This is a genomic window from Pseudohalocynthiibacter aestuariivivens, from assembly GCF_018457175.1.
In the GTDB taxonomy this organism is placed as follows: domain Bacteria; phylum Pseudomonadota; class Alphaproteobacteria; order Rhodobacterales; family Rhodobacteraceae; genus Pseudohalocynthiibacter; species Pseudohalocynthiibacter aestuariivivens.
The window spans coordinates 52,533-73,291 of record NZ_JAGFNU010000010.1 but is presented as its reverse complement, the minus strand read 5'-3'; the positions used below and the strand labels follow the sequence as shown (position 1 = coordinate 73,291).

The 20,759-nt window shown below is 51.5% G+C and carries 19 protein-coding genes; 6 read left to right on the top strand and 13 right to left on the bottom strand.

From position 1 onward, the window contains the following. Nucleotides 1-10: 10 nt before the first annotated feature. From J4E70_RS14600 to J4E70_RS14590, 3 genes are all read right to left on the bottom strand, one after another. Complete coding sequence (locus J4E70_RS14600; RefSeq protein ID WP_213890382.1) at nucleotides 11-1,009, bottom strand: succinylglutamate desuccinylase/aspartoacylase family protein; 999 nt, start codon at nucleotides 1,007-1,009, stop codon at nucleotides 11-13. A gap of 275 nt (nucleotides 1,010-1,284) precedes the next feature. Next, complete coding sequence (locus J4E70_RS14595; RefSeq protein ID WP_213890381.1) at nucleotides 1,285-1,815, bottom strand: DUF2478 domain-containing protein; 531 nt, start codon at nucleotides 1,813-1,815, stop codon at nucleotides 1,285-1,287. A gap of 426 nt (nucleotides 1,816-2,241) precedes the next feature. Further along, nucleotides 2,242-2,388, bottom strand: coding sequence for a hypothetical protein (locus J4E70_RS14590; protein WP_213890380.1), 147 nt, complete (start codon nucleotides 2,386-2,388; stop codon nucleotides 2,242-2,244). A gap of 888 nt (nucleotides 2,389-3,276) precedes the next feature. Between J4E70_RS14590 and J4E70_RS14585 the strand changes: the two genes are divergently transcribed. Beyond that, complete coding sequence (locus tag J4E70_RS14585; RefSeq protein WP_213890428.1) at nucleotides 3,277-3,591, top strand: DUF3775 domain-containing protein; 315 nt, start codon at nucleotides 3,277-3,279, stop codon at nucleotides 3,589-3,591. A gap of 405 nt (nucleotides 3,592-3,996) precedes the next feature. Here J4E70_RS14585 and J4E70_RS14580 read toward each other — a convergent pair whose 3' ends face one another. Further along, nucleotides 3,997-5,037, bottom strand: a complete 1,041-nt coding sequence (locus tag J4E70_RS14580; protein WP_213890379.1) for a PLP-dependent cysteine synthase family protein — start codon at nucleotides 5,035-5,037, stop codon at nucleotides 3,997-3,999. Nucleotides 5,038-5,146: 109 nt separating this feature from the next. After that, nucleotides 5,147-5,530, bottom strand: coding sequence for an acyl-CoA thioester hydrolase YciA (gene yciA / locus J4E70_RS14575; protein ID WP_213890378.1), 384 nt, complete (start codon nucleotides 5,528-5,530; stop codon nucleotides 5,147-5,149). Nucleotides 5,531-5,815: 285 nt separating this feature from the next. Here yciA and thpR point away from each other — a divergent pair, with 285 nt between their 5' ends. Together thpR and J4E70_RS14565 are read left to right on the top strand one after the other, a co-directional pair. Continuing rightward, a complete protein-coding gene (gene thpR / locus J4E70_RS14570; protein WP_246531776.1) occupies nucleotides 5,816-6,358 on the top strand; it encodes an RNA 2',3'-cyclic phosphodiesterase in 543 nt (180 codons plus the stop codon). Nucleotides 6,359-6,781: 423 nt separating this feature from the next. Continuing rightward, entirely contained in the window at nucleotides 6,782-7,939 is a 1,158-nt protein-coding gene (locus J4E70_RS14565) for a CAP domain-containing protein (RefSeq protein ID WP_213890376.1), read from the top strand. Between the two features lie 117 nt (nucleotides 7,940-8,056). Here the strand turns inward: J4E70_RS14565 and J4E70_RS14560 are convergent, their stop codons facing one another. The 7 genes from J4E70_RS14560 to J4E70_RS14530 all read right to left on the bottom strand — a co-directional run bounded on the left by J4E70_RS14560 (nucleotide 8,057) and on the right by J4E70_RS14530 (nucleotide 15,428). After that, nucleotides 8,057-9,019 carry a dipeptide ABC transporter ATP-binding protein gene (locus J4E70_RS14560; RefSeq protein WP_213890375.1) on the bottom strand — a complete coding sequence of 321 codons (963 nt, stop codon included), beginning with the start codon at nucleotides 9,017-9,019 and terminating at the stop codon, nucleotides 8,057-8,059. Beyond that, nucleotides 9,016-9,993 (bottom strand): ABC transporter ATP-binding protein, encoded by a 978-nt coding sequence (locus J4E70_RS14555; protein WP_213890374.1) that lies wholly within the window; start codon nucleotides 9,991-9,993, stop codon nucleotides 9,016-9,018. Before J4E70_RS14555 ends, J4E70_RS14560 begins: the two co-directional genes overlap by 4 nt. A gap of 1 nt (nucleotide 9,994) precedes the next feature. Next, a complete protein-coding gene (locus J4E70_RS14550; RefSeq protein WP_213890373.1) occupies nucleotides 9,995-10,903 on the bottom strand; it encodes an ABC transporter permease subunit in 909 nt (302 codons plus the stop codon). Further along, nucleotides 10,903-11,910 (bottom strand): ABC transporter permease subunit, encoded by a 1,008-nt coding sequence (locus tag J4E70_RS14545; RefSeq protein WP_213890372.1) that lies wholly within the window; start codon nucleotides 11,908-11,910, stop codon nucleotides 10,903-10,905. Before J4E70_RS14545 ends, J4E70_RS14550 begins: the two co-directional genes overlap by 1 nt. Next, on the bottom strand, nucleotides 11,910-13,010 hold the full coding sequence (locus tag J4E70_RS14540; protein ID WP_213890371.1) for a M24 family metallopeptidase: 1,101 nt from the start codon (nucleotides 13,008-13,010) through the stop codon (nucleotides 11,910-11,912). The genes J4E70_RS14545 and J4E70_RS14540 overlap by 1 nt, the downstream gene beginning before the upstream one ends. A gap of 57 nt (nucleotides 13,011-13,067) precedes the next feature. After that, nucleotides 13,068-14,660, bottom strand: coding sequence for an ABC transporter substrate-binding protein (locus J4E70_RS14535; protein ID WP_213890370.1), 1,593 nt, complete (start codon nucleotides 14,658-14,660; stop codon nucleotides 13,068-13,070). A 75-nt stretch (nucleotides 14,661-14,735) separates the two neighbouring features. Further along, on the bottom strand, nucleotides 14,736-15,428 hold the full coding sequence (locus J4E70_RS14530; RefSeq protein ID WP_213890369.1) for a GntR family transcriptional regulator: 693 nt from the start codon (nucleotides 15,426-15,428) through the stop codon (nucleotides 14,736-14,738). A gap of 415 nt (nucleotides 15,429-15,843) precedes the next feature. On the opposite strand from J4E70_RS14530, the gene J4E70_RS14525 reads away from it, so the two are divergent. The 3 genes from J4E70_RS14525 to J4E70_RS14515 all read left to right on the top strand — a co-directional run bounded on the left by J4E70_RS14525 (nucleotide 15,844) and on the right by J4E70_RS14515 (nucleotide 18,744). Then, on the top strand, nucleotides 15,844-16,209 hold the full coding sequence (locus J4E70_RS14525) for a hypothetical protein (RefSeq protein WP_213890368.1): 366 nt from the start codon (nucleotides 15,844-15,846) through the stop codon (nucleotides 16,207-16,209). A gap of 63 nt (nucleotides 16,210-16,272) precedes the next feature. After that, on the top strand, nucleotides 16,273-17,688 hold the full coding sequence (locus J4E70_RS14520; RefSeq protein ID WP_213890367.1) for a M20 family metallopeptidase: 1,416 nt from the start codon (nucleotides 16,273-16,275) through the stop codon (nucleotides 17,686-17,688). A 114-nt stretch (nucleotides 17,689-17,802) separates the two neighbouring features. Continuing rightward, entirely contained in the window at nucleotides 17,803-18,744 is a 942-nt protein-coding gene (locus J4E70_RS14515; RefSeq protein WP_213890366.1) for a DMT family transporter, read from the top strand. Here J4E70_RS14515 and J4E70_RS14510 read toward each other — a convergent pair. Further along, nucleotides 18,741-20,597 (bottom strand): SLC13 family permease, encoded by a 1,857-nt coding sequence (locus J4E70_RS14510; protein WP_213890427.1) that lies wholly within the window; start codon nucleotides 20,595-20,597, stop codon nucleotides 18,741-18,743. The two genes, J4E70_RS14515 and J4E70_RS14510, sit on opposite strands and share 4 nt — an antisense overlap. Nucleotides 20,598-20,759 lie beyond the last annotated feature (162 nt).

Genomic DNA, 20,759 nt, shown 5'->3' with positions numbered 1-20,759 from the left:
ATACGGGCCGTTAAAGATCACTGCCGACCTGGAAAAGGCAATCTCCGCGCTCAACCCGGCCCGGTACACGCTTGCACAGAACCATGCCGCCATGCTGGAAATCCAGTACCTTCGGTTCACGCCAAGGTTCTTCCGGAAAATGAATCTGACCGGCTGAATCGCCCTTTTTCACTACATCCTCCACGTCGTAAAACGGTTCAAACAAGCCATTGTCATAGGCGATGACGCTATCTGTAATCGTCAGTTCGCGCGTTCCATTCATGGCATCTGCTTCATACCCAGGCAACATGCCGATGCTATGGAGCATCCGCCGGATCCCCCGTTCCGTCAGCGCCAGAATTTCCTTGGAGACGGTACCACCGCCTCCAAGCTCTGCCATCAGGGTTATGACCCCTTTGCGCCCTGCCCCGCCCATGGCCGTGCGCGCCTTTGTCTCGCGCCCGCCGCCGCTCGTGAACACCCACGCGTAAGGCGCATCAAAGGCGTCTTGCAGTTTGATCAGTTCTTCGCGCTCATGGGCCGAATTCCCCATACCGCGCAACAGCGTCGGCGGGTAGTAAAGCGACGAACCCCCTGAATGAAAGTCAAAGAAATAGTCACACTTCGGCAGAAGAACCTCTTCGATGTAGTGCGCAATCATCTGGGTGGGCGTGCCTAGCGGATCGCCGGGAAAGGTCCGGTTGAGATTGCCGTCGTCAATCGGCGACGTTCGTGTCCCTGCCTGTGCCGCCGGAAAATTCGCCATCGTCAGAATAATCAAACGGCCGCGAATGTCACCCTTATCCACCTCACGGCAAAGCTTGCTCAATGCGATCTGCGCCTCGTATTCATCCCCATGATTGCCCGCAATGAGCAGCGCAGTCGGCCCATTGCCGCTCCTGACCATCACGGCGGGAATAAGGATCTGGCCGTTTGCACTGCGGTGAACCGAATGCGGCAGACGAAGATACCCAGTTTGCTTCCCATCAACCTCCAAATCGATATCCGAACGGATGAGGGACTCTGACATGATGGGCGTTCCTTTGAAATTTGCAGGCCCCGGCTGTGAGCCGAAACTTGCGCAAGTTGATGCTGCCAACTTAAGCAAGCATTGTCAAAAATGCCAAGGGATGCCTGAAGGTCTGTCGCTGGCTTCAATGCATCCAGAGTTTTGCGTGAGAGTGGTTCCTCCATTGGAAAACAGGACAAGATAGCGACCTGCCGCTTGTCTGTTTATGATCTGGGAAAGATCATGGCTGGATGCGCCGCTCGTACGGCCAGCCAACCGGTCACGCAACCAAACGGTCAGGTATGTTGAATCTCAGGCAATTTTGACATAGCCGCATAGCACCATGCGCGGATTGTCTCCTGATCAGCTGGTAACGCCTCGGCCAATCCGTCGACAAATTTGTCAAAGTCTTGGCGGCAGGCGCCTCCAACACCAACGAGCACTGGAATACCAAGTTCCAGGGCAGACCCAATGACGGTGCAAAAGCCCCTACCCGCCGCTTCCTCTGGACCGAATTTATTAAGGATAAAGAGATCGGCCCCCTCTATAGAGCTATGCTCTACTGCGGAAACCGTGTTGGCGATCGCTCCCGGGTCCAACCGGCAACTGTCCGAGCCCTTCCCCAAAGCTTGGGTGATCTTGATCTCGGGGCCATCTGGTAGAACTTTTACTTTCATGTCGCAGCCGTTTTCGAAGGCACTCTCGTGTTGCATAACCTTGACGATCCCGACTAGGGCTGCACCTTCGATCTGAAACTGAGTAGCGATCTCGGTCAGCAAACGGTCCGTTTCCCCCCGCAATTCTGAACTAACCCGGGCAATTTTCATGTTAACCTCCTTGCGTCCTTTTGGGCGCGATGGATCGCTTGGCGTGTCTGTCCCTTAAAACAGACAGAAGATCGCCCTATAAGCAACCGCATTCATATGGTTAAGCCGCGCTACTTCCGCTTGGTAGCCGTTGAAATATCACGCGGCATCCTGCCACAAAGCAAAACCAGAGAAGACGCAGTCCGTGATACCTCGCACCCTGTCGCTCCAGCTCCCTTTGAAAAGAAGGTTTTGGATTTCCAGCGAATGACAATCAACCATCACACCCAAGCCCAAACATTCTACGTTCCAGACTGCAGAGGCATTTGAGTACCGGTAGCCTGGATTCGCTGTTATTACGCCAGTGTGTGAGACAATCGATTCAGCCTTTTTGCGTTAGAGGGTGGAAACATGGGTTTAGAACTTAGATCCCTGCTCTACGTCAGCTTAGAAAAGGCCATCGTCACCGGTTCGGTTTTCTATCACCTCATCGGCGATCACGGCACCAGCAGCGCCAATAGCCAACTGGACGCATCCTGAAAAACTTACCCAAATTGTTGCAAACCCCAAAATCATCCAAAATTTGTTTCGCATGCGCTGTACTCCTGCCATCAAGCTCGTGAGACTATCGCCAAAACTACAGAGAATGTAAGGGGTTTACCAACGCGCCAATCCGGCGCTAGTCCAAATTCCGCCAGGAATGTCTCTACAGTTCGAACCGCGCCACGTTTCGTCATCGTCAGACATCACCAGAATGGGCTATTTTCCGCCAACCTTTAAGCCTCAGTTTACGTTGGACAAAATCGAGTTATACACTACATTTACACATTAAATTCAACAGGTTATCCACAGCTCAGCAACGCAACTGCGAAGAATTTTTCTTGCGCGACTCGCCCCGGTCTGAGAAAGTTCATCCAATGCGAAGGTTCTTAGGAAGCGGAGCAGAGCAAAGGCTTCTCAAAGCTAGAGCTGAAAGAAAACCGGTCTTCGGAAACGGGTCATGATGCAAAGGCTTCAAGGAAACAGATCAGGCCATATGGGTTCTTCGGAGCTTGAATGGGATGGTAATGTCAGCAAGCTAGAGCGGGTTACAATTTGTTTTCGGACATTTTGTGACAGCGAGGTTTCTTCGGAATCCGAGCAACTGGGCCCGTAGCCCTCTGGGGGGAAAGGTTCAGGATGGCGTCAGGGTGTGTCTTTCAGACACGAAGCAAGGGTTCGCCCAAGCACCTGACGCCTTCTCTAATTTCACCACCCCTCCTTTCATTTCACCGCCAAAAGTCTATTGATAGGCTTTATAGCTGTGCTTTAGGTATTCAACCTTGTTGTGCCGAGGGTGGCATCATTATGCACTCTATGCATGAGGGTGAATCCTGCGGCCAATAAGGTCTCAGGGTGTTTGCACTTCGTTTGACACGTCAATTTAGCTTGCCACGGCCAAGCTAAGCTTGGACACTGTGGCTAATGAATCGGAAGGTCGATATGCTTGAAATCAGCACAGGAAAAATTGTTCGTGTCATCATGTTATCGCGCGAGTACGGACCCGACAGCAGACAACTATTCAACTACATCTCCGGCATGAATGATGACGAGAAAGTCAGCCTGGTCGCTTTGATGTGGATTGGCCGTGATAGTTTCGACGCCGAAGAGCTTGAAGAGGCTAAGGAGGAGGCAACGCGTGAAGCTACTGCACCAACTGAGCAGTATCTTTCGGGCATTCCGAGCCTCGCGGAGCATTTGGAGAATGGGTTGGATGCACTGGGCATAGACGTCGCCGATGTGGAGGATCACATGTAGCGCTTTAGGGCGTTACGTGCCTAAATTTTAAAGATTTTTGCCAACTTCTTCCATGGGTTTAACGCGATGCGCCGTCGCTCTAAAATTCATGTCCCTGACGATCTACGGTTTCGCTGTCAAACTTGAAAACAGCGCCTAATTCGGCCTCCATGCAGCCGCTCATGATAGCTAAAGTGAGTAAGACAAGAAAACGCAAATCAACCCCTAAAATTTTCATACATGCGGGCCGCCGACCTTGAACAACAAACGAACCAAAAGAAGATCGTTCGAAATGTGAAAGCAGCCACTTCAGCTTACCAAGATGCTGGCATCAACAGCATGATATTCATCAAGCGACACCTCCCACGCTTCAGATGAAAGATGGCTGTACGATCTGTTTCGTTTTCTAAAATGTAAAAATAATGTTTATAACCAGCGATTTAAGCGTTCGAGATGAGGCTCAACATCGCCAATGCATTTTGTGACCCATTGCTTGTCATAATATGTGTCCAGATAACGCTGCCCGCTGTCGCACATCAGTGTGACAATCGACCCCTGGCGCCGCTCGGCCATCATCTGTTCGGCGGCCTGTAACGCACCCCAAAGGTTTGTACCGGTGGAGGCCCCGGCCTTACGCCCTGTCAGTTTTTCCAACCAAAGTATTGTGGCGACACTCGCCGCATCAGGCACCTGAACCATCTTGTCGATGACATCGGGTTGAAATGAATGCTCCACCTTGGGCCGCCCGATACCTTCAATCCGACTGGATTTGTCCGAAGTCAGGCTCCTGTCTTTTTTGACATAGCTGTCATAAAAAACCGAATTTTCAGGATCAACAACAACAAGCTGCGTCGAATACCCTTTGTACAAGATGTATCGCCCGAGCGTTGCAGAGGTACCGCCTGTTCCGGCACTCATGACCAATGTATCGGGAATCGGGTATTCTTCCCGCTCCATCTGCATAAAAATGCTTTCTGCGATGTTGTTGTTTCCACGCCAATCGGTTGCCCGTTCTGCATATGTAAACTGATCCATGAAATAGCCGCTTGTTTCCGAGGCAAGTTTCACAGCTTCGCTATGCATCTGCGGTGACGAGTCAACAAAATGGCAACGTCCTTCATATAGCTCGATTTGCCTGATTTTGGTCTGCGCGGTGCTTCGCGGCATAATGGCGACAAAGGGCAAGCCAATCATCTGCGCAAAATATGCCTCTGATACCGCAGTACTGCCGGAAGAGGCCTCTATGACAGTCATACCTTCCCTGAGCTTGCCATTACAAAGCGCATAAAGAAAAAGGGAGCGGGCAAGCCGGTGTTTCAGGCTTCCTGTAGGATGCGTACTTTCGTCCTTAAGATAAATGTCCACGCCCTGAAGTTTGGGGACATTCAGCTTGAAAAGATGCGTATCAGCGGAGCGCTGGTAGTCAGCTTCGATCTTGTTGATTGCAGCGGTGACCCATTGGTTCATTCTATATGACTTTCGTTTCGCGAACCCGCCCAGAATTACAAAGAACAGTGCAGCTTACCAGCGGTTTCGGCGCGTTAAATCTCTGGCACTGAAAGCCTAACAATGGGTGCTATTGTTGCACGACCCTTGGACGCCCCTGTTCGTCAATAGCCACAAAGGTAAAGACCGCCTCGGTTACTTTCTCACGTTCACCGATCCGGTCACGCAAGACCCATGCTTCTATTCCGATACCCAGCGAGGTGCGCCCAACGCGCTCTACCTGCGCATAAATGCAAAGAACATCGCCAACCTTTACCGGTCGAATGAACTTCATTGCATCAATGGCTACCGTCGCAACTCGGCCTTCCGCACTTTTGCCGGCGACAATACCTCCGGCGATGTCCATCTGGGACAATACCCAACCGCCAAATATATCACCGTTAACATTTACGTCCGCAGGCATGGCCAAGGTGCGTAAGGTAAGTTCACCCTCTGGAAGCTCAGTTTCGCTCATCTTTTTCTCCTTGATGCGGCAAATACAAACGATAGCTGTCTTTGATCGTGAAGCAACCTTCCTTACATCTTTCTCCCCGTTGGATCGCAGCGGGGTCTGGGGTTTCGAAAATTACATAATCCTGCAATATGTTAAAACCCTACGCTGCAGTTTTTGAAAGACGCAGTAAATTACGCGTTTGCCTACATCTTCTGATCAAGCAATAACTGACGTTAGCGGACTATTTCTTTTCGAGTTCTGCCTGAATCTGAATCTGTGTATAGCCTACACAAAATTGGGGGAAAGATGCGCGTTTTTCTAGCGATTGACCTCCCTGAACAGGTTGTGGATACGCTTTCGACGATCCAGAGTTTCTTGCCCGTCGGCCGCCCCGTCGATGCCCTAAACTTTCATCTAACCCTAGCTTTCCTGGGCGAGCAGCACGATGAACTGGTTGAAGAAATACATCACAGCCTTCAACTGCTTAGTGCCCGGCCGTTCGAACTCGAACTTGCCGGGCTCGATATTTTCGGAAGTAATGAGCCAAAAATACTCTACGCAGGTGTCACCAAGAACGAAGCGTTGGCCAGTCTGCACAAAAAAATCAGAGGCGCTTTGCACGCTTCAGGATTGCAGCTGAGCAGGGAGCGGTTCCACCCGCATGTAACGCTGGCACGTTTCAAACGAGGGATATCTCACAAGGAGTTGGAAAGATTACGCAGTTATGTATTCGAACATTTAAATTTCAAACTCGATGCTTTTACCGTAAGTCATTTTTCGCTCTATCGCTCCACGCTACATCGGGACGGCGCCATACATGAAAAACTGTCGCGATATCCGCTTATTTGAGAACGTTTTCGAGCAGTAAAGAAGAAAGCGCCCTTAGGGGAATGAGCGATCGACTGTCGAAATGACGAGCCTTAAACAAAGGTTTACGCGCAATATTGCCAGCATCAGATGGCGTCTCGGCTGTTTTAGGCCGATTCTTGTTAAAGATTAATCTGGTTGTTGTCACGGTCAAATTGCGCAAATAGCGTCCAGTTTAGCACTTAAGGAGGGGGCTGCCTTAAGTGTGTCGCGGGCTGTAAACTCATGTTTTTGCAGCACTATAAAGCCTCGATCTTCTTCATTGGGATACGAGGAATCGCTCTGGTCAGGTGCTTGGCCAGATCCGGGAAAAGTGCGCCATTTCGCAGGCGTTATTACCCCGGGGGAACGTTGGAAACCAATCGGGCACTCAAAAAACGAGAGTCCAATAAAAGGAAGTGACATATGTCAAAAGCGAACAATCTTGAAATTCTGATGCTTGGACTGATCAACGCTGAGCGCGCGGCTGCCGGAGTTGCCCCCCTCACCTTTGACGATAATTTGAATGATGCAAGCGAAGATCACAGCACCTGGATGCTTGATGCAGATGTTTTTTCCCACACAGGGAGTGGCGGCTCCAACCCAACCCAACGCATGGAGCGTTCTGGGTTTCAATTTGAGGGTGCATGGCGAAGCGGCGAGAATATTGGTTTTCAAAGCGAACGTGGCGACCCTGGTTTAGAAGACGACGTAGAGGCCATTCACCAAAGCCTGATGAATAGTCCGGGACACCGCGCAAATATTCTGAACTCCAATTTTGAAGAAATTGGAATTGGCATCGAACGTGGTGATTTTTCTTCCGGTGGGCGTGGGTTTGACTCTGTGATGATCACCCAAAACTTTGGAACCACTGATGCTGTCAACCTCGGCGTGCCTGTACCTGATGTACCGGATACCCAAGGAGACCAGTCAGACATTGTAGGGGAGATGACAACAGAAATTCCACAGCCGCCAGCCGAAGAAAACGACGAGGTTGTCGTAGACGAAGACGAAGTCGTAGACGTTGTAGAGAACGAAGACCCTGTTGCTGAAGACACCGAAGACGCAGATGAAGTCGTCACGGATACAGACGAGACTGTAGCAGCAGAAGAGGAAGGCGACACAGACAACGAGCCAGAAGACATCGTCAACGCCGAGGACCCTGAGGACGAGGAGGAAGCTGACACGGAAACTGAGGAGGAAGAAGAAACTGTCGACGCCGCTGATCCAGATGACAGCGAAGATGTCGCTGAAGAGGATATGGTCGATCCCGTTGGAGAAGACGACGATATGCTTGTCGCATTTGGTTGCGGTCAGGATGACAGATTTGCCGAAGATGCAGAGTTTTCTATCAGTTTCGGAGGTGACATCTATTTCCCAAATGCAGGGAAATTCAACTTTCAGTTCGTCTTCAATATTGATCTGCCGGACGATGATGGAATGTCCGACATGGTAGAGCTTGAGGCCCAGCAAAATGATGACCCGTTTCGTGGTTCAATTACGGTTGAATTCGACGCGGGAGATTTTGGCGACTTCTTCTCAGATTTCACGACATGTCAGCCAGACTGCATGGAACTGGCGTAAAACATTGACCCTGGGTGGGCTAAACGCTCGCCCCGGGCAAAAAATGCTCCAGTAAGATACACTTAGTATTTTGTGGTTCACCGGCTCCACAAGTTTTCGTTCTGCTACGAACGCAAACTAATCTTCAACATCCGCATAGAAACACGCTACGGAATGCTGATTGCCGTCCAGAACGGGGCGTTCGGTATGGCAATTGTCATGCGCGCGCCAGCAGCGAGGCGCGAACGGACATCCGGCGGGCATATCAAGTGGCGATGGCAATTCACCCTCAAGCTTGATCCGCTCTTTCTTGGCAAGCGGGTCCGCAGTTGGCGTGGCCGACAGCAGCGCACGCGTATAAGGATGACGCGGATTTGCGAAAACCTCTTCCTTTGGACCGGTTTCCACTGGTCGGCCCAGATACATAACAATCAGGTCATCCGCCATATGTCGAACAACAGAAAGGTCATGACTGATGAAGAGATACGCAAGCTGAAATTTTTCCTGAAGATCTATCAATAAGTTGAGAATCTGACTTTGAATCGACAGATCAAGTGCCGATACAGGTTCATCCAATACCAGCACCTTTGGGTTCAGCATCAGCGCGCGCGCAACGGCAATGCGCTGACGCTGACCACCGGAAAACATGTGGGGGTAGCGGTCAAAATGTTCCTCGCGAAGACCCACGAGCGATAACATCTCACGCGCCTTTGCCGTACGTTCGGACGCCGACATTTCAGGACGACTGATCTTGAGCGGTTCCTCCAGTATTGCACCAATGCGCTGACGCGGGTTGAGTGACCCATAGGGGTCCTGAAACACGATTTGTACAGAAGAGCGCAGGCTGGCCCAATTCTCGGGCACAGCAGAAATACCATCAATTTCCAACGACCCTGTAGTGGGTGGCTCAATAAGAGTAACAAGCCGCGCAAGCGTTGACTTACCACAGCCAGATTCACCAACGACGGCTAAGGTCTTGCCGGGGCTTAGTTTAAAGCTTGCATCCGATAGCGCACGTACGGTCTGACGCTCTGCGAATAGCCCGTCCTTGACCTCATAGTGACGAGACAATTCTTTCGCGATAACAACGGGCGCAGTCATGCGGTTTCCTCCGTTTTGGCGGAAATGGGATAGTGGCAACGCGCATAGCCCAATGATGCCGGTTGCACAGCTGGTGGCGTTGATTTGCAAGTCTCATCGGCAAAGGTACAACGCGGCGAGAACAGGCACCCCGAAGGCCGGTCAAACTGGCCCGGAACGACGCCCTTGATTGTGGGCAAGTGCTTTTCCGTCGCCCGCTCTGGCAACGCTGCCAAAAGCGCAAAAGTATAAGGATGGTGAGGTGTCGCAAAAAGATCTGTAACAGGTTGTTCTTCGACTTTCTGGCCCGCGTATTGCACGCTGACCCGCTCAGCCGTTTCCGCAACCACGCCCATATCATGTGTGATCAGGATCATGGCCATTCCAGTATCCCGTTGCAGCCCCGTCAGCAGATCCAGAACCTGCGCCTGAATAGTCACGTCTAGCGCTGTTGTCGGTTCATCCGCAATTAACAATCTGGGAGAACAGGCAATCGCCATGGCGATCATTACACGCTGGTTCATCCCGCCTGAAAGTTGGTGGGGAAAGACATTCAGCCGCTTTTCCGGCGACGGAATACCAACCTGTTCCAGCAATTCTATTGCACGATTGTGTCGCTCCTTGCGGTCAAGCCCAAGATGCTGACGCAGGGCTTCCTTGATTTGGTAGCCGACATTGAAGCAAGGGTTGAGCGATGACATCGGCTCCTGAAAAATCATGGCGATGTCTTTGCCCATAAGGCGTCTGCGTTCGCGCGTGGAAAGGTCTGCCAGATCCTGCCCGTCAAACCGCATCACATCGGAGGTGACAGTTGCGGTCCAGGGCAAAAGCCCCATCATCGCCATCATCATCACAGATTTGCCAGAGCCGCTTTCGCCTACAATGGCAAGAATATCGCCGGACTCAACAACAATATCAGCGCCATCCACAGCACGGAATGGTCCGGAAGCCGTGGCAAACTCGACAGTGAGATTTCTTATTTCCAGAAGCGGCATGTCAGCTTCTCTTCAGTTTGGGATCAAGCGCATCACGAAGACCGTCGCCCATCAGGTTAATGGCCAGCACAGTCACGAGAATGGCAAGACCGGGAAAAGTTACGACCCACCAGGCGCGCAGAATGAATTCACGCGCATCTGCCAGCATGGTTCCCCATTCAGGCGTTGGAGGTTGCGCGCCCATGCCAAGAAAGCCCAGCGCGGCTGCATCAAGGATTGCCGTTGAAAACGACAGGGCCGCCTGCACGATAATGGGGGCAAGGCAGTTCGGAAGGACGGTAATAAACATAAGGCGCGGCAGACCTGCCCCGACAACCCGGGCGGATGTGACATAATCCTTGCCCCGCTCTGACATAACAGAGGCGCGTGTTAGCCGAACGTAGTGAGGTTGCAAAACAATCGCGATCGCGATCATCGCATTCGTAAGCGAGGGACCAAGGATCGCAACCAAAACGAGGGCGAGCAACAGCGACGGGAACGCCAGGATGATATCCATGATCCGCATGATAATTGTGTCGACCCACTTCGGCGCAAAGCCAGCGAGCAAGCCGATGAGAATACCACCAAACGCAGCGACTGACACAACAACAATCCCAACAAAGAAAGAATATCGCGCGCCGTGCAAAAGCCGTGAAAGCATATCGCGGCCAAGCGGGTCTGTTCCGAGCGGAAAGGCAAAATTTCCGCCGTCGGCCCAGAACGGTGGGACCAGCGTGAATTCGCGAAACTGTTCTGTCGGATCATAGGGTGCCAGCAAGTTCGCCCCTGCCGCAACGATCACAAAAGCCGCAAAAATCCAGAGCCCGATCACCGCACCACGGTTTTCTCGGAAATAGTACCAAAACTCGCTCAGGCGGCCTGGGCGCGCCGGTGCTTGTGATTTGATTTCATCGGTGGATGCGTGGTCCATCAGCGTTTCCTGATTTTCGGGTTGATGAAGCCGTAAAGCACATCGACTGTTAAATTGACGATCATAACCATGACGGCGATCAGCATGAGGCCACCTTGCACCACCGGGTAGTCGCGGCGGAAAATACTATCGACCATCCATTTGCCGATCCCCGGCCAGCTAAAGATAGTCTCTGTCAGGATTGCACCCGCCAGCAGGGTTCCCACCATCAGGCCAATAACGGTTATGACCGGGATCAATGCATTGCGCAGCGCATGAATGCCATTGACCCGCGCAGGGGTAAGACCCTTGGCGCGTGCGGTGCGAATATAGTCTTCGCTCAACACCTCAAGCATTGCAGAACGGGTCTGGCGTGCAATCACCGCAAGCGGGATTGTTCCAAGAACGATCACAGGCAGGATTAGGTGACGAACCGCTGAGCGAAAGGCCCCTTCCTGCCCCGACAAGAGGCTGTCGATCAGCATGAAGCCCGTTGTGCTGTCAAAATAGTATAATAGGTCGATCCGTCCGGAGACCGGCGTCATACCGAGGTTTCCGCTGAAAACGATGATCAACAGCAATGCCCACCAGAAGATCGGCATGGAATACCCGACCAAAGCAATCGACATGAACAACCGGTCCGGCAGTTTTCCGCGATTGACTGCTGCTATCACGCCTGCGGGAAGACCCAGCATCACGGCAAAGATCATCGCGCAGATTGAAAGCTCCAACGTCGCAGGGAACAGCGCGAAAAACTCGTCCCAGACAGGCCTCTTGGTCACAAAACTTTGCCCCAAGTCCCCCTGCACAACACCAAGAAGGTAGTCCCAGTATTGAACCAATATCGGCTGGTCAAACCCGAATTCCTGCATCAGAGCATTGTATCTCTCTTCGCTCATCCCGCGTTCGCCCGCCATTACGATGATAGGGTCTCCTGGCAGCAAACGAATGAAAGAAAACGAAATTAAAGTAACGCCAACAAAGGTTGGCAGAAACGTAAGCAACCGGGCCAAAAAGTACTTAAGCATCAATTGGCCCCCACTATTGTCAGTTCTTTTGGAAAGGATGTCAGGCACCGGCACCCGTCTGCTGTAACCAGAACATCATCTTCGATGCGCACACCGAAATTACCGATTTCGTAGAGCCCGGGTTCATTGGTAAAAACCATGCCGGCCTGCATGACCTGATGATTGCCCCGCATGATGTAGGGGGCTTCATGAACGTCGCGGCCCAATCCGTGGCCCGTTTTGGTACGGATGCGGTCGGAGTAAGGAGAAGCCTCCATAACAGAAGTCACGGCGTCGTCTATGTCATGTGCTGTGATACCAGGGCGGGTTATCGCGTTTCCAACCTCGTTGGCTGCCAAAACTGTTTGATAAACCTCTCGGCCTTCGTCTGTTGCGTGCCCGACAAAAACAGTTCGCGTGATGTCTGCAGCAAAACCATGTTTGCGAGCGCCAAAGTCAAACAACAACGGGTCCCCTGCCTTGACGCGGTAATCTGGTCTTGCATGCGCGTGCGGGCGTGCCGAGCCATCGCCGGCGGCGACAATCGGGCCAAATGCCATTTCATCGGCACCTTCTGCAAACAAAGCTTGAACAAGGTTTTGTTCGATCTCTGTCTCTGTCTGGCCAATTCGTATGGCTTTCAGCACCCGTTCCAGCGCGCGTTCGGAAATATCTATTGCGGCTTGCAGGGATTTAATATCATCAGTCGTTTTGAGGAGGCGTAAACCGGAAATTTCCTTTTCGGCATCGACAATCGTCAGATCGGGCATCGCAGCCTTCAACGCGTGATGCACAAACACCCGCATGACCTGTCCCTCAACCGCCAGTGATTTCAGCGGCATATGTTTTGCAAACGCCTCAAACGCATGCTGGTAGCCATCTTGATCACGCCAATCAAAAACAGCGCCTTCAAAGTTCACCAGTTCCCAGGACCCGAGCTCGAGATTTGGGACAATTGCGGCTGGCTCGCCCTTTGCCGGGATCACGACCAAAAAGGGCCGCTCATGACTCATAAAAGCCTGACCCATCGACCGGGTAAAGTTTGGCCCGGGCACCAGGGCGACTGCGTCAACATTCAGGCTGTCCGCAACCTGTCGGACATCGTCATAGCGGTTTGTCATGGAAATTTCGCTCCGAATAAAAAATCCGGGGCCACGAAGGCCCCGGAAAAGCCAGCCTTACTCGGCCAGATCAACACCATAGAAGATGTGTCCACCGAGCGGGTGAACGATGTAGTTTTCGACCTCTGGCCGCATCGGCATGTAAACAACCGAGTGTGCGATTGTGGCCCAAGGTGCTTGCTCTTTGAAGACAACCTGTGCTTCTTCATATAGACGCGTACGCTCTGCCTGATCCGTCACTGTTTTGGCTTGTTGAATCAGGTTGTCGAAAGGCTCGTGACACCATTGTGCCCGGTTCGAAGCTTCTTGTCCGTCACATCCCAGAAGAACAGCAAGGAAGTTGTCGGGATCACCATTGTCACCGGTCCAACCCAGCAGCACGGCACCATCGCGGTCCAGTTCTTTTGAGCGGGACAAATATTCACCCCATTCATAAGAAACGACCTCAACCGTTACGCCAACCTTTGCAAAATCTTCCTGCATCAGCTCTGCCATACGGCGAGCATTGGGGTTGTACGGGCGCTGGACAGGCATTGCCCAGATTTTCATGCTGAGATCTGAAACACCTTCGGCTTCCAGCATTGCACGGGCTGCATCGGGATCATATGCATCATCCTCGATCGCATCGTTGTAACCCCACATGGTTGGTGGGATCGGGTTTTTCGCAATTTGGCCAGACCCCTGGAATACCACGTCAATAATCGCCTGTTTGTCGATTGCCATATTTAGCGCACGACGCACATTTGGATTATCGAAAGGCGCAACAGTAGTGTTATAGGCGAGGTAGCCAACGTTCAGACCTTCCTGCTCCAGGACGTTGACATTTTCATCGGCTTTCATAGCCTCAATGTCAGCTGGGTTCGGATACGGCATTACATGACATTCGCCTGCCAGAAGTTTCTGGTAACGCACTGATGCGTCAGGTGTAATTGCGAAAATCAGGTTGTCGAGCGTTGAAGGTGCTTTCCAGTAGTCCTGGTTCGCAGCGTAGCGGATCACCGCATCTTTCTGGTAAGCAACAAAACTGAACGGACCAGTACCAACAGGTGCTTGATTTAGCATCTCTGGTGTTCCAGCATCCGACATTGCCTGACCGTATTCAGCCGACAGGATCGACGCAAAGTCCATTGCCAGGTTCGCAATGAACGGGGCTTCCGGGCGGTTCAGTACAAATTTGACAGTATTTTCGTCGACCTTCTCAATCGATTTAATCAGGTCAGGCATCGACATACCGTCGAAATATTCCCAGGTACCGCCAGAAACGCTGTGGTAAGGGTGATCATCCAGGCGTTGACGCTCAAAGCTGAAGATAACGTCGTCAGCGTTGAAATCGCGGCTTGGCGTGAAACCATCGTTAGAATGGAATTTTACGCCCTGACGCAGGGTGAATGTGTACTCAAGCCCGTCATCCGACGCTTCCCAGCTTTCAGCAAGGCCAGCAATGACATTGGTTGTGCCGGTTTCAAACTCGACCAGGCGGTTGTAGATCGGGTGCGAAGCAGCATCAAAAGTAGTGCCCGAGGTGTAAAGCGCCGGGTCGAACCCTTCTGGTGAGCCTTCCGAACAGTAGACCAGTGTCTTGGCTGATGCGCTTCCCGCCATCAGCACAAGAAGGGTCGCCCCTGTTGCTAGAAACGATGTTATTTTCATAGTAGTCTCCCTTGGTTTGGTATTTTTGGGTTTTCAGTTGAATTCTGAACTTTAAGCTGACCCCGTCTCAGACACTTACGTTTCCGGGCCACCTCCTTTGCTGCCAGAATCTATGAACTTGAGCGTACGCTCTAACCCCTGTCGCAAATGCGCATCAAGATGATCAATCATTGCATCAAGATCATCACCAAGCGCCAAAGCCACATAGGCATCGTGCGGATTGTGCGTTAACCCACCCGGCTGATGCGCGCGTTCGTTCAAGGCAAAATAGAGCTGAATATTCGGCAGCATTTTGTGCCAGAATTGTTGCAGCAATCTGTTACTACTCACTTCATAGCACCAACTGTGAATGCAAAGCTCAAGCTCTATCCCGACGAGCGGGTCATTTTCCTTGGTATGACAATCGAGCAACCATTCGTTACGTTGTCGAAGGTCGTCACGCGCGCCAGCAGTTCGTTTATCCCAGCATTCGCGAAAAGCAAATTTTTCAAGGACAAAGCGCATCGAGTAAAGCTCTTTGATATCCTGAATTGTGAACGTCCGAACGCTGATCCCTTTATAGGGTCGGCTAATAAGCAACCCGCTGTCGACAAGTTCTTGCATCGCCTCGCGCAGTGGCGCGCGGCTTACACCCAGGCGATCCGCCAAATCCTGTTCCGTTAAACGCTGTCCTTCCTCGACACTTCCGCTCACGATTAATCTGCGCAAGCTACGTACGATCTGACTGCGTCGTGTCTCTTCGCTGAGCGGAGGCAAATCCATACTCATAGGCATAACCGAAAATAACAGCGCTTGATAAAGGTCTGGTTCCACCCGCCAAATTCTATGTGTCCGGTCTTGGTTGACCTGTCTAAATAGCACATAGTTCCATTAGAAAAGAATGGCTTGATCATTGAACCCCCAGAGTCGCCGCAGAATTGTCGACAATCTACAAAATTGCAAGCCCCTCACGATTACAAATTTCAGATTGCGGGACGCAAGTCCAAATTCAGCTTACTGGCAAAGGGTTAGCCATTCTAACAGGTTGTCTGAAAGAGTTGGGGTTCGGAATACAGAACAAAAACAAAAAGGCGTTAATAGATTGTTAATATCTGAGCTTCTCAAAGAATTGCGTACACTCTGTAACACTATCCTTGCCTCCGATTTATGAATGAGTAGTGTTTGATGTGGAGGAGATGCCCCAATGCGCCCAACATCTTGTTTACAACAAATTTCCGCGACCATCACGCTGTGTATTTTTTCGGCTACGGCTTCTGCCGAAACTTATTCCTGTGGCGAATGGAGCGAGGCGAGCTTGTTACACCGGGGTGTCATCAGCGTTGAGCTAAGAGAAAACACGCTGACGTGGAGCAACGACAGACAAACATACGGCGCTGAGTTAATAAATTCAGCAGTTGGCCACAACGTCTATTCTGATGATGCCTCTATCTACATGGTTTACGGATTACCACCAATGGACGAAGGCAATGTGTTTGACGGCAGACGCCTTACCATTCGTCGGATATTCTTTAGCTCCATGGCGCTACAGGTTTCAGAACTAATGTGTTAGATTCCGGAAGTTTGAATAGTTTCAATATTTTAAATAAAGACGCCAGGCGACAATCGAGGTGAAATGACATCAAACGCGATCAATCACCGCGAAAATGCCATCGCGCTCGCCACGCGCTATTTTGATGAAGGTCAGTTCAAATCTGATCTGGGCGCGCTTGTTGCTTTTGAAACCGAAAGCCAGGAACCCGGGAAAAAGCCAGAGTTGCTGCGCTATCTCTCCGAAGCATTACAACCTCGGCTCAACGCGTCAGGTTTCACATGCAAAATCTTTAACAATGACGACCCGCAAGGCGGGCCATTTTTGGTTGGGGAACGCATCGAGAATGTGAAGCTGCCGACAGTTTTGACCTACGGGCACGCTGATGTGATCCGTGCACAAACCAGCCAGTGGAGCGATGGATTGCAGCCATTCAAATTGATTGAAGAGAACGGGCGATACTACGGCCGCGGTACGGCCGACAATAAAGGCCAGCATCTGATCAACATCATCGCGATCGAAAGCATTCTAGCCGAGCAAGGGTCACTGGGGTTCAACGCTAAAGTCGTGATCGAAACCTCCGAAGAAACAGGTTCCGCTGGGCTAGCCGCCTTTTTTGAGGCCGAAAAGGAGCGGCTCAAAGCAGATGTTCTGATTGCGTCCGACGGTCCGCGATTGCAACCTGAAACCCCAACGATTTTTCTGGGCTCACGTGGCGGGTTGGGGTTTGATCTGGTCGTTAAACTGCGCGACGGTGCGCATCACTCCGGCAATTGGGGCGGGTTGCTTGCCGACCCCGCGATGATACTGGCGCATGCGCTGACAACAATCTGTGACCGTCGCGGACAAATAAAGGTGCCGGAATGGCGCCCGGACAGTCTAACGGAAAAGGTTCGCGCTGCGCTAAAAGACCTGCCGGTTGACGATACTCAAAACAGCGGCGAACCTAAAATTGACACCGAATGGGGAGAAGCGAGCCTGTCGCCCGCAGAACGTGCTTTTGGGTGGAACTCCTTCGCAGTGCTGGCAATGACAAGCGGAGTTCCCGACGCCCCGGTAAACGCCATTTCACCGAGCGCCCGCGCAACCTGCCAATTGCGTTATGTCGTGGGAACCGACCCGTCAGAGATTTTACCGGCCCTCCGCCGCCATCTCGATTTGCACGGATATGAAATGGTGAAAATAAAACCCCATGATGATGGCTTGTTTAGAGCAACACGCCTTGAGCCGGACCACCCATGGGTCATGTTCACCGAAAAATCGCTAAGCGAAACAACGAGCAAGAACGTGCATGTTCTGCCAAATCTGGCGGGCTCGCTGCCGAATGACTGCTTCACAGACATCCTGGGTTTGCCGACGATATGGGTCCCTCATTCGTACAGGGGTTGCTCGCAACACGCTCCTGACGAACATGTTCGCAAAGACATTTGCCGCGAAGCATTGCAGATCATGGCCGGGTTGTTTTGGGACATTGGCAACACGAAGACACCTACGCCCTAGCCGCAGCTGCGATAGTCACGCCAAACCCCGAATACGACGCATATGTCGCTGCGGGGCATGAACCAGGTTTCGCATAAGCGTATTTAAAAGAACAACAATCGTTTGGCTGACTGCGTGACTGACCTGTCTCTAACACAAACGGCGCAGCAAAATGCTGATGTCTTAAAAGGCAATGTGACCTGTGTAGCCGCAGTCGCTTTCTTTTCGCTTGGTTTTCCCGCAGCCGAAATTCTGCTGCAAAGCTGGGGAGCGCTGTCCCTTATTGCGGTGCGCAACGCGCTTGGCGCGATCCTGATCTTGCTGGTCTGGTTGTCGTTCGAGGGGATTCGCGCCGCAAGAAAAGCCCCATGGTTGAGAGGGATCTGGATTGGCGCGTTGGGGTTTGGGTCTGGTTCAACCCTTTTGGTGTTTACCCAGTCCTTAACAGACCCTGTTGTAACGGCGCTGGCAGCGGCCACAATGCCGGTGTCAGGTGTCGCACTTGAGGTGGTGCTCGACGGGCGCAGGTTAACCTTCTGGTTTGTTTCAGGGGTCGTTCTGGTGCTTGCGGGTGGGTTTATTGCAACGGGCATTAATCTAAGCGACGCCGGGTTCGGCTTAGGTGCCGTGATCGGGTTGCTGGCCTCAGCATTGTTTGCGTGGGGGTCACGCGCGACAGTGAAAAACCTGCCGGGACTGTCCTCTCTTGGAATGACCACGGTCACAAGTATCGGGATGATGGGCTTTTGCATTGCAGCCTACTGCGTTGGCGTATTTTTTGAGACGCCAGGAACAAATATCCCAGTTATCGACACCAAGAGCGTGGGATTGATGATCGTCTATTCCTGCGTAGCGCTTGCAATCTCTCAGGTGCTCTGGATCAGGGGCGTTGGCGGCCTTGGCATTGGCGTTGCCTCCTTCCACCTGAATGCAGCCCCTTTTTATGTGATGCTTATCCTTCTTGCGATGGGGCGTGACTGGAACTGGCAACAGGCGATCGGGGCTGCCGTGCTGGCAACAGGTGTCATCGTTGCGCAGCGCCGCAACGGCAAATCCAAAACAGTTGCGACACCTTAAAAAACCAGATTAAGCATGGTGAGCGAGACCACCATAAACAGGATGGTCATGATGCCGCCGCTCTTTACGAAATCGATAACCTTGTATCCCGCTGGCCCCATGATCAATGCGTTCACCTGATGGGTCGGAATGATAAATGAGTTTGAAGTCGAAATCGCAACCGTGAGTGCAAAAACAGCAGGGTTTCCACCTGCAGAAACAGCGATTGATACGGCAAGTGGCACCAGAAGAACAGTTGCACCTACATTCGACATGACCAATGAAAATGCTGTGGCCAGAATGGCAACCCCAGCCTGAAGCGCCCAAATAGGCCAGCCATCAAGAATATGCAGAATTTGCTGCGCTATCCATTCTGCGGTCCCCGTTGATTGTACCGCCTGACCCAGCGGGATGAGGCACGCCAAAAGAAAAACAGTATTCCAGCCGACTGATTTGTATGCTTCGTCAATACTCAGAACTTTGGTCAACAACATGCCCACCGCCCCTGTGAGAAGGCAAAGTGAAAGCCGAACGTCGGTGAACAATATCATCGTCAGGGAAACCAGAAAGAAGGTAAGCGCCCAACCAACCTTTTCAGGATGATGTTCTTCTTGCGGAAAATCGGACGTCACCACCACAAAATCGCGGTCCCTTTTTACGCGCGTCAGGTTCTCCCATTTTGTATGCGCAACCAACATATCGCCCGGCATAAACTTGACCAGACCAATCGCCGTTGGTGTGTGATCTTCGGTCTCGACATGTGAAAGCGTTTCTTCGCCCCTGTGAATCGCCAACAGGCTAAGCCCATAGGTTTTTCTGAGCAGCAAATCACGGGGTGACTTTCCGATAAGCTTGGAATCTGGCGGGATAACAACTTCTGCAATACCCGCATTTGTCGCTGCAAATTCTTCGGAAAACACATCAAGGTTTGGACGTATACGCAGTCGATACTTCGTCGCAAATTTTTCCACAATTTCTTGTTTGCCAATAATGGCCAACCTGCAGGGGGCTTCAATTTCTGCGGTCAGAACTTGTACCATCGACACTTTTCCACGGTAAAAAGTACTGATGATATAGAGATTATTTTCAAGGTTTATGTCCGCCAGAATTTGCCCGACCAAGGGGCTGTTCGCTGGTACATCCACCTCAAAAACGCTGGCCTTAAGCCCGTAAACACGTTTCAGGTATTCTGATGTTCCCTGCCCCGCAGATGCGTCAACTTTGCTACTTTCACCTGGTAGAACCCAACGCCCTAGCAGCAGAAAATAAAGTATGCCTGTCACGATAAGCATAAAACCAATTGGCGTGACCGAAAACAGACCGAATTGCTCCATCTGAAGATCAGCGCTTAATCCTTTGTTGGCCGTTACGATCAGGTCATTCAAAAGAATAAGTGGCGAAGAGCCAACCATCGTCATCGTACCGCCCAGGATCGCGCAAAACCCCATTGGCATGAGCAGACGGCTAAGCGGAATTCCTGATCGCGCCGAAATCCGGCTGACCACAGGTAGAAACAGAGCTGCAGCGCCAACATTCTGAAGAAAGCTTGAAATTATACCGACTGTTCCCGAAACAATTGGCAATATGCGCTTTTCTGTGCTGCCACCTCGTTTGAGGATCACGCCAGCGACTTTGTTCATGATGCCGGTTTTGTCCAAACCTGCACCGACAATCATGACAGCAATAATCGAGATCACAGCGTTCGAGGCAAAGCCATCAAAGAGGTGATTTACATCGGCAAGACGTTCCAGCCCCGGAATATAACTGAGAATTCCGATCAAAACGAGGATGAGTATTGCGGCCAAATCTATACGGATAACCTCTGACACAAACAGGAAAATTGTAAATACGAGTGTCGCAACAACGACACCCATCTCTGTTGTGAAAGCGATGTTCTCCAAATATTTTCTCCCTAGTAAGCCAACCACTTGCTTCGAATGCAAAATTCGAATCGCGAAAACGCGAGTTGGGTTTAGTACTTTGCGTCAAGATTACTCATTTTTAGCCGAAACGCTGACATTTTCTAGACATACGTC

Coding starts and splice junctions, on each gene's coding strand:
- J4E70_RS14600 (WP_213890382.1), bottom strand. CDS start 1,009: ATGTCAGAGTCCCTCATCCGTTCGGATATCGATTTGGAGGTTGATGGG.
- J4E70_RS14595 (WP_213890381.1), bottom strand. CDS start 1,815: ATGAAAATTGCCCGGGTTAGTTCAGAATTGCGGGGGGAAACGGACCGT.
- J4E70_RS14590 (WP_213890380.1), bottom strand. CDS start 2,388: ATGCGAAACAAATTTTGGATGATTTTGGGGTTTGCAACAATTTGGGTA.
- J4E70_RS14585 (WP_213890428.1), top strand. CDS start 3,277: ATGCTTGAAATCAGCACAGGAAAAATTGTTCGTGTCATCATGTTATCG.
- J4E70_RS14580 (WP_213890379.1), bottom strand. CDS start 5,037: ATGAACCAATGGGTCACCGCTGCAATCAACAAGATCGAAGCTGACTAC.
- yciA (WP_213890378.1), bottom strand. CDS start 5,530: ATGAGCGAAACTGAGCTTCCAGAGGGTGAACTTACCTTACGCACCTTG.
- thpR (WP_246531776.1), top strand. CDS start 5,816: ATGCGCGTTTTTCTAGCGATTGACCTCCCTGAACAGGTTGTGGATACG.
- J4E70_RS14565 (WP_213890376.1), top strand. CDS start 6,782: ATGTCAAAAGCGAACAATCTTGAAATTCTGATGCTTGGACTGATCAAC.
- J4E70_RS14560 (WP_213890375.1), bottom strand. CDS start 9,019: ATGACTGCGCCCGTTGTTATCGCGAAAGAATTGTCTCGTCACTATGAG.
- J4E70_RS14555 (WP_213890374.1), bottom strand. CDS start 9,993: ATGCCGCTTCTGGAAATAAGAAATCTCACTGTCGAGTTTGCCACGGCT.
- J4E70_RS14550 (WP_213890373.1), bottom strand. CDS start 10,903: ATGGACCACGCATCCACCGATGAAATCAAATCACAAGCACCGGCGCGC.
- J4E70_RS14545 (WP_213890372.1), bottom strand. CDS start 11,910: ATGCTTAAGTACTTTTTGGCCCGGTTGCTTACGTTTCTGCCAACCTTT.
- J4E70_RS14540 (WP_213890371.1), bottom strand. CDS start 13,010: ATGACAAACCGCTATGACGATGTCCGACAGGTTGCGGACAGCCTGAAT.
- J4E70_RS14535 (WP_213890370.1), bottom strand. CDS start 14,660: ATGAAAATAACATCGTTTCTAGCAACAGGGGCGACCCTTCTTGTGCTG.
- J4E70_RS14530 (WP_213890369.1), bottom strand. CDS start 15,428: ATGAGTATGGATTTGCCTCCGCTCAGCGAAGAGACACGACGCAGTCAG.
- J4E70_RS14525 (WP_213890368.1), top strand. CDS start 15,844: ATGCGCCCAACATCTTGTTTACAACAAATTTCCGCGACCATCACGCTG.
- J4E70_RS14520 (WP_213890367.1), top strand. CDS start 16,273: ATGACATCAAACGCGATCAATCACCGCGAAAATGCCATCGCGCTCGCC.
- J4E70_RS14510 (WP_213890427.1), bottom strand. CDS start 20,597: ATGGGTGTCGTTGTTGCGACACTCGTATTTACAATTTTCCTGTTTGTG.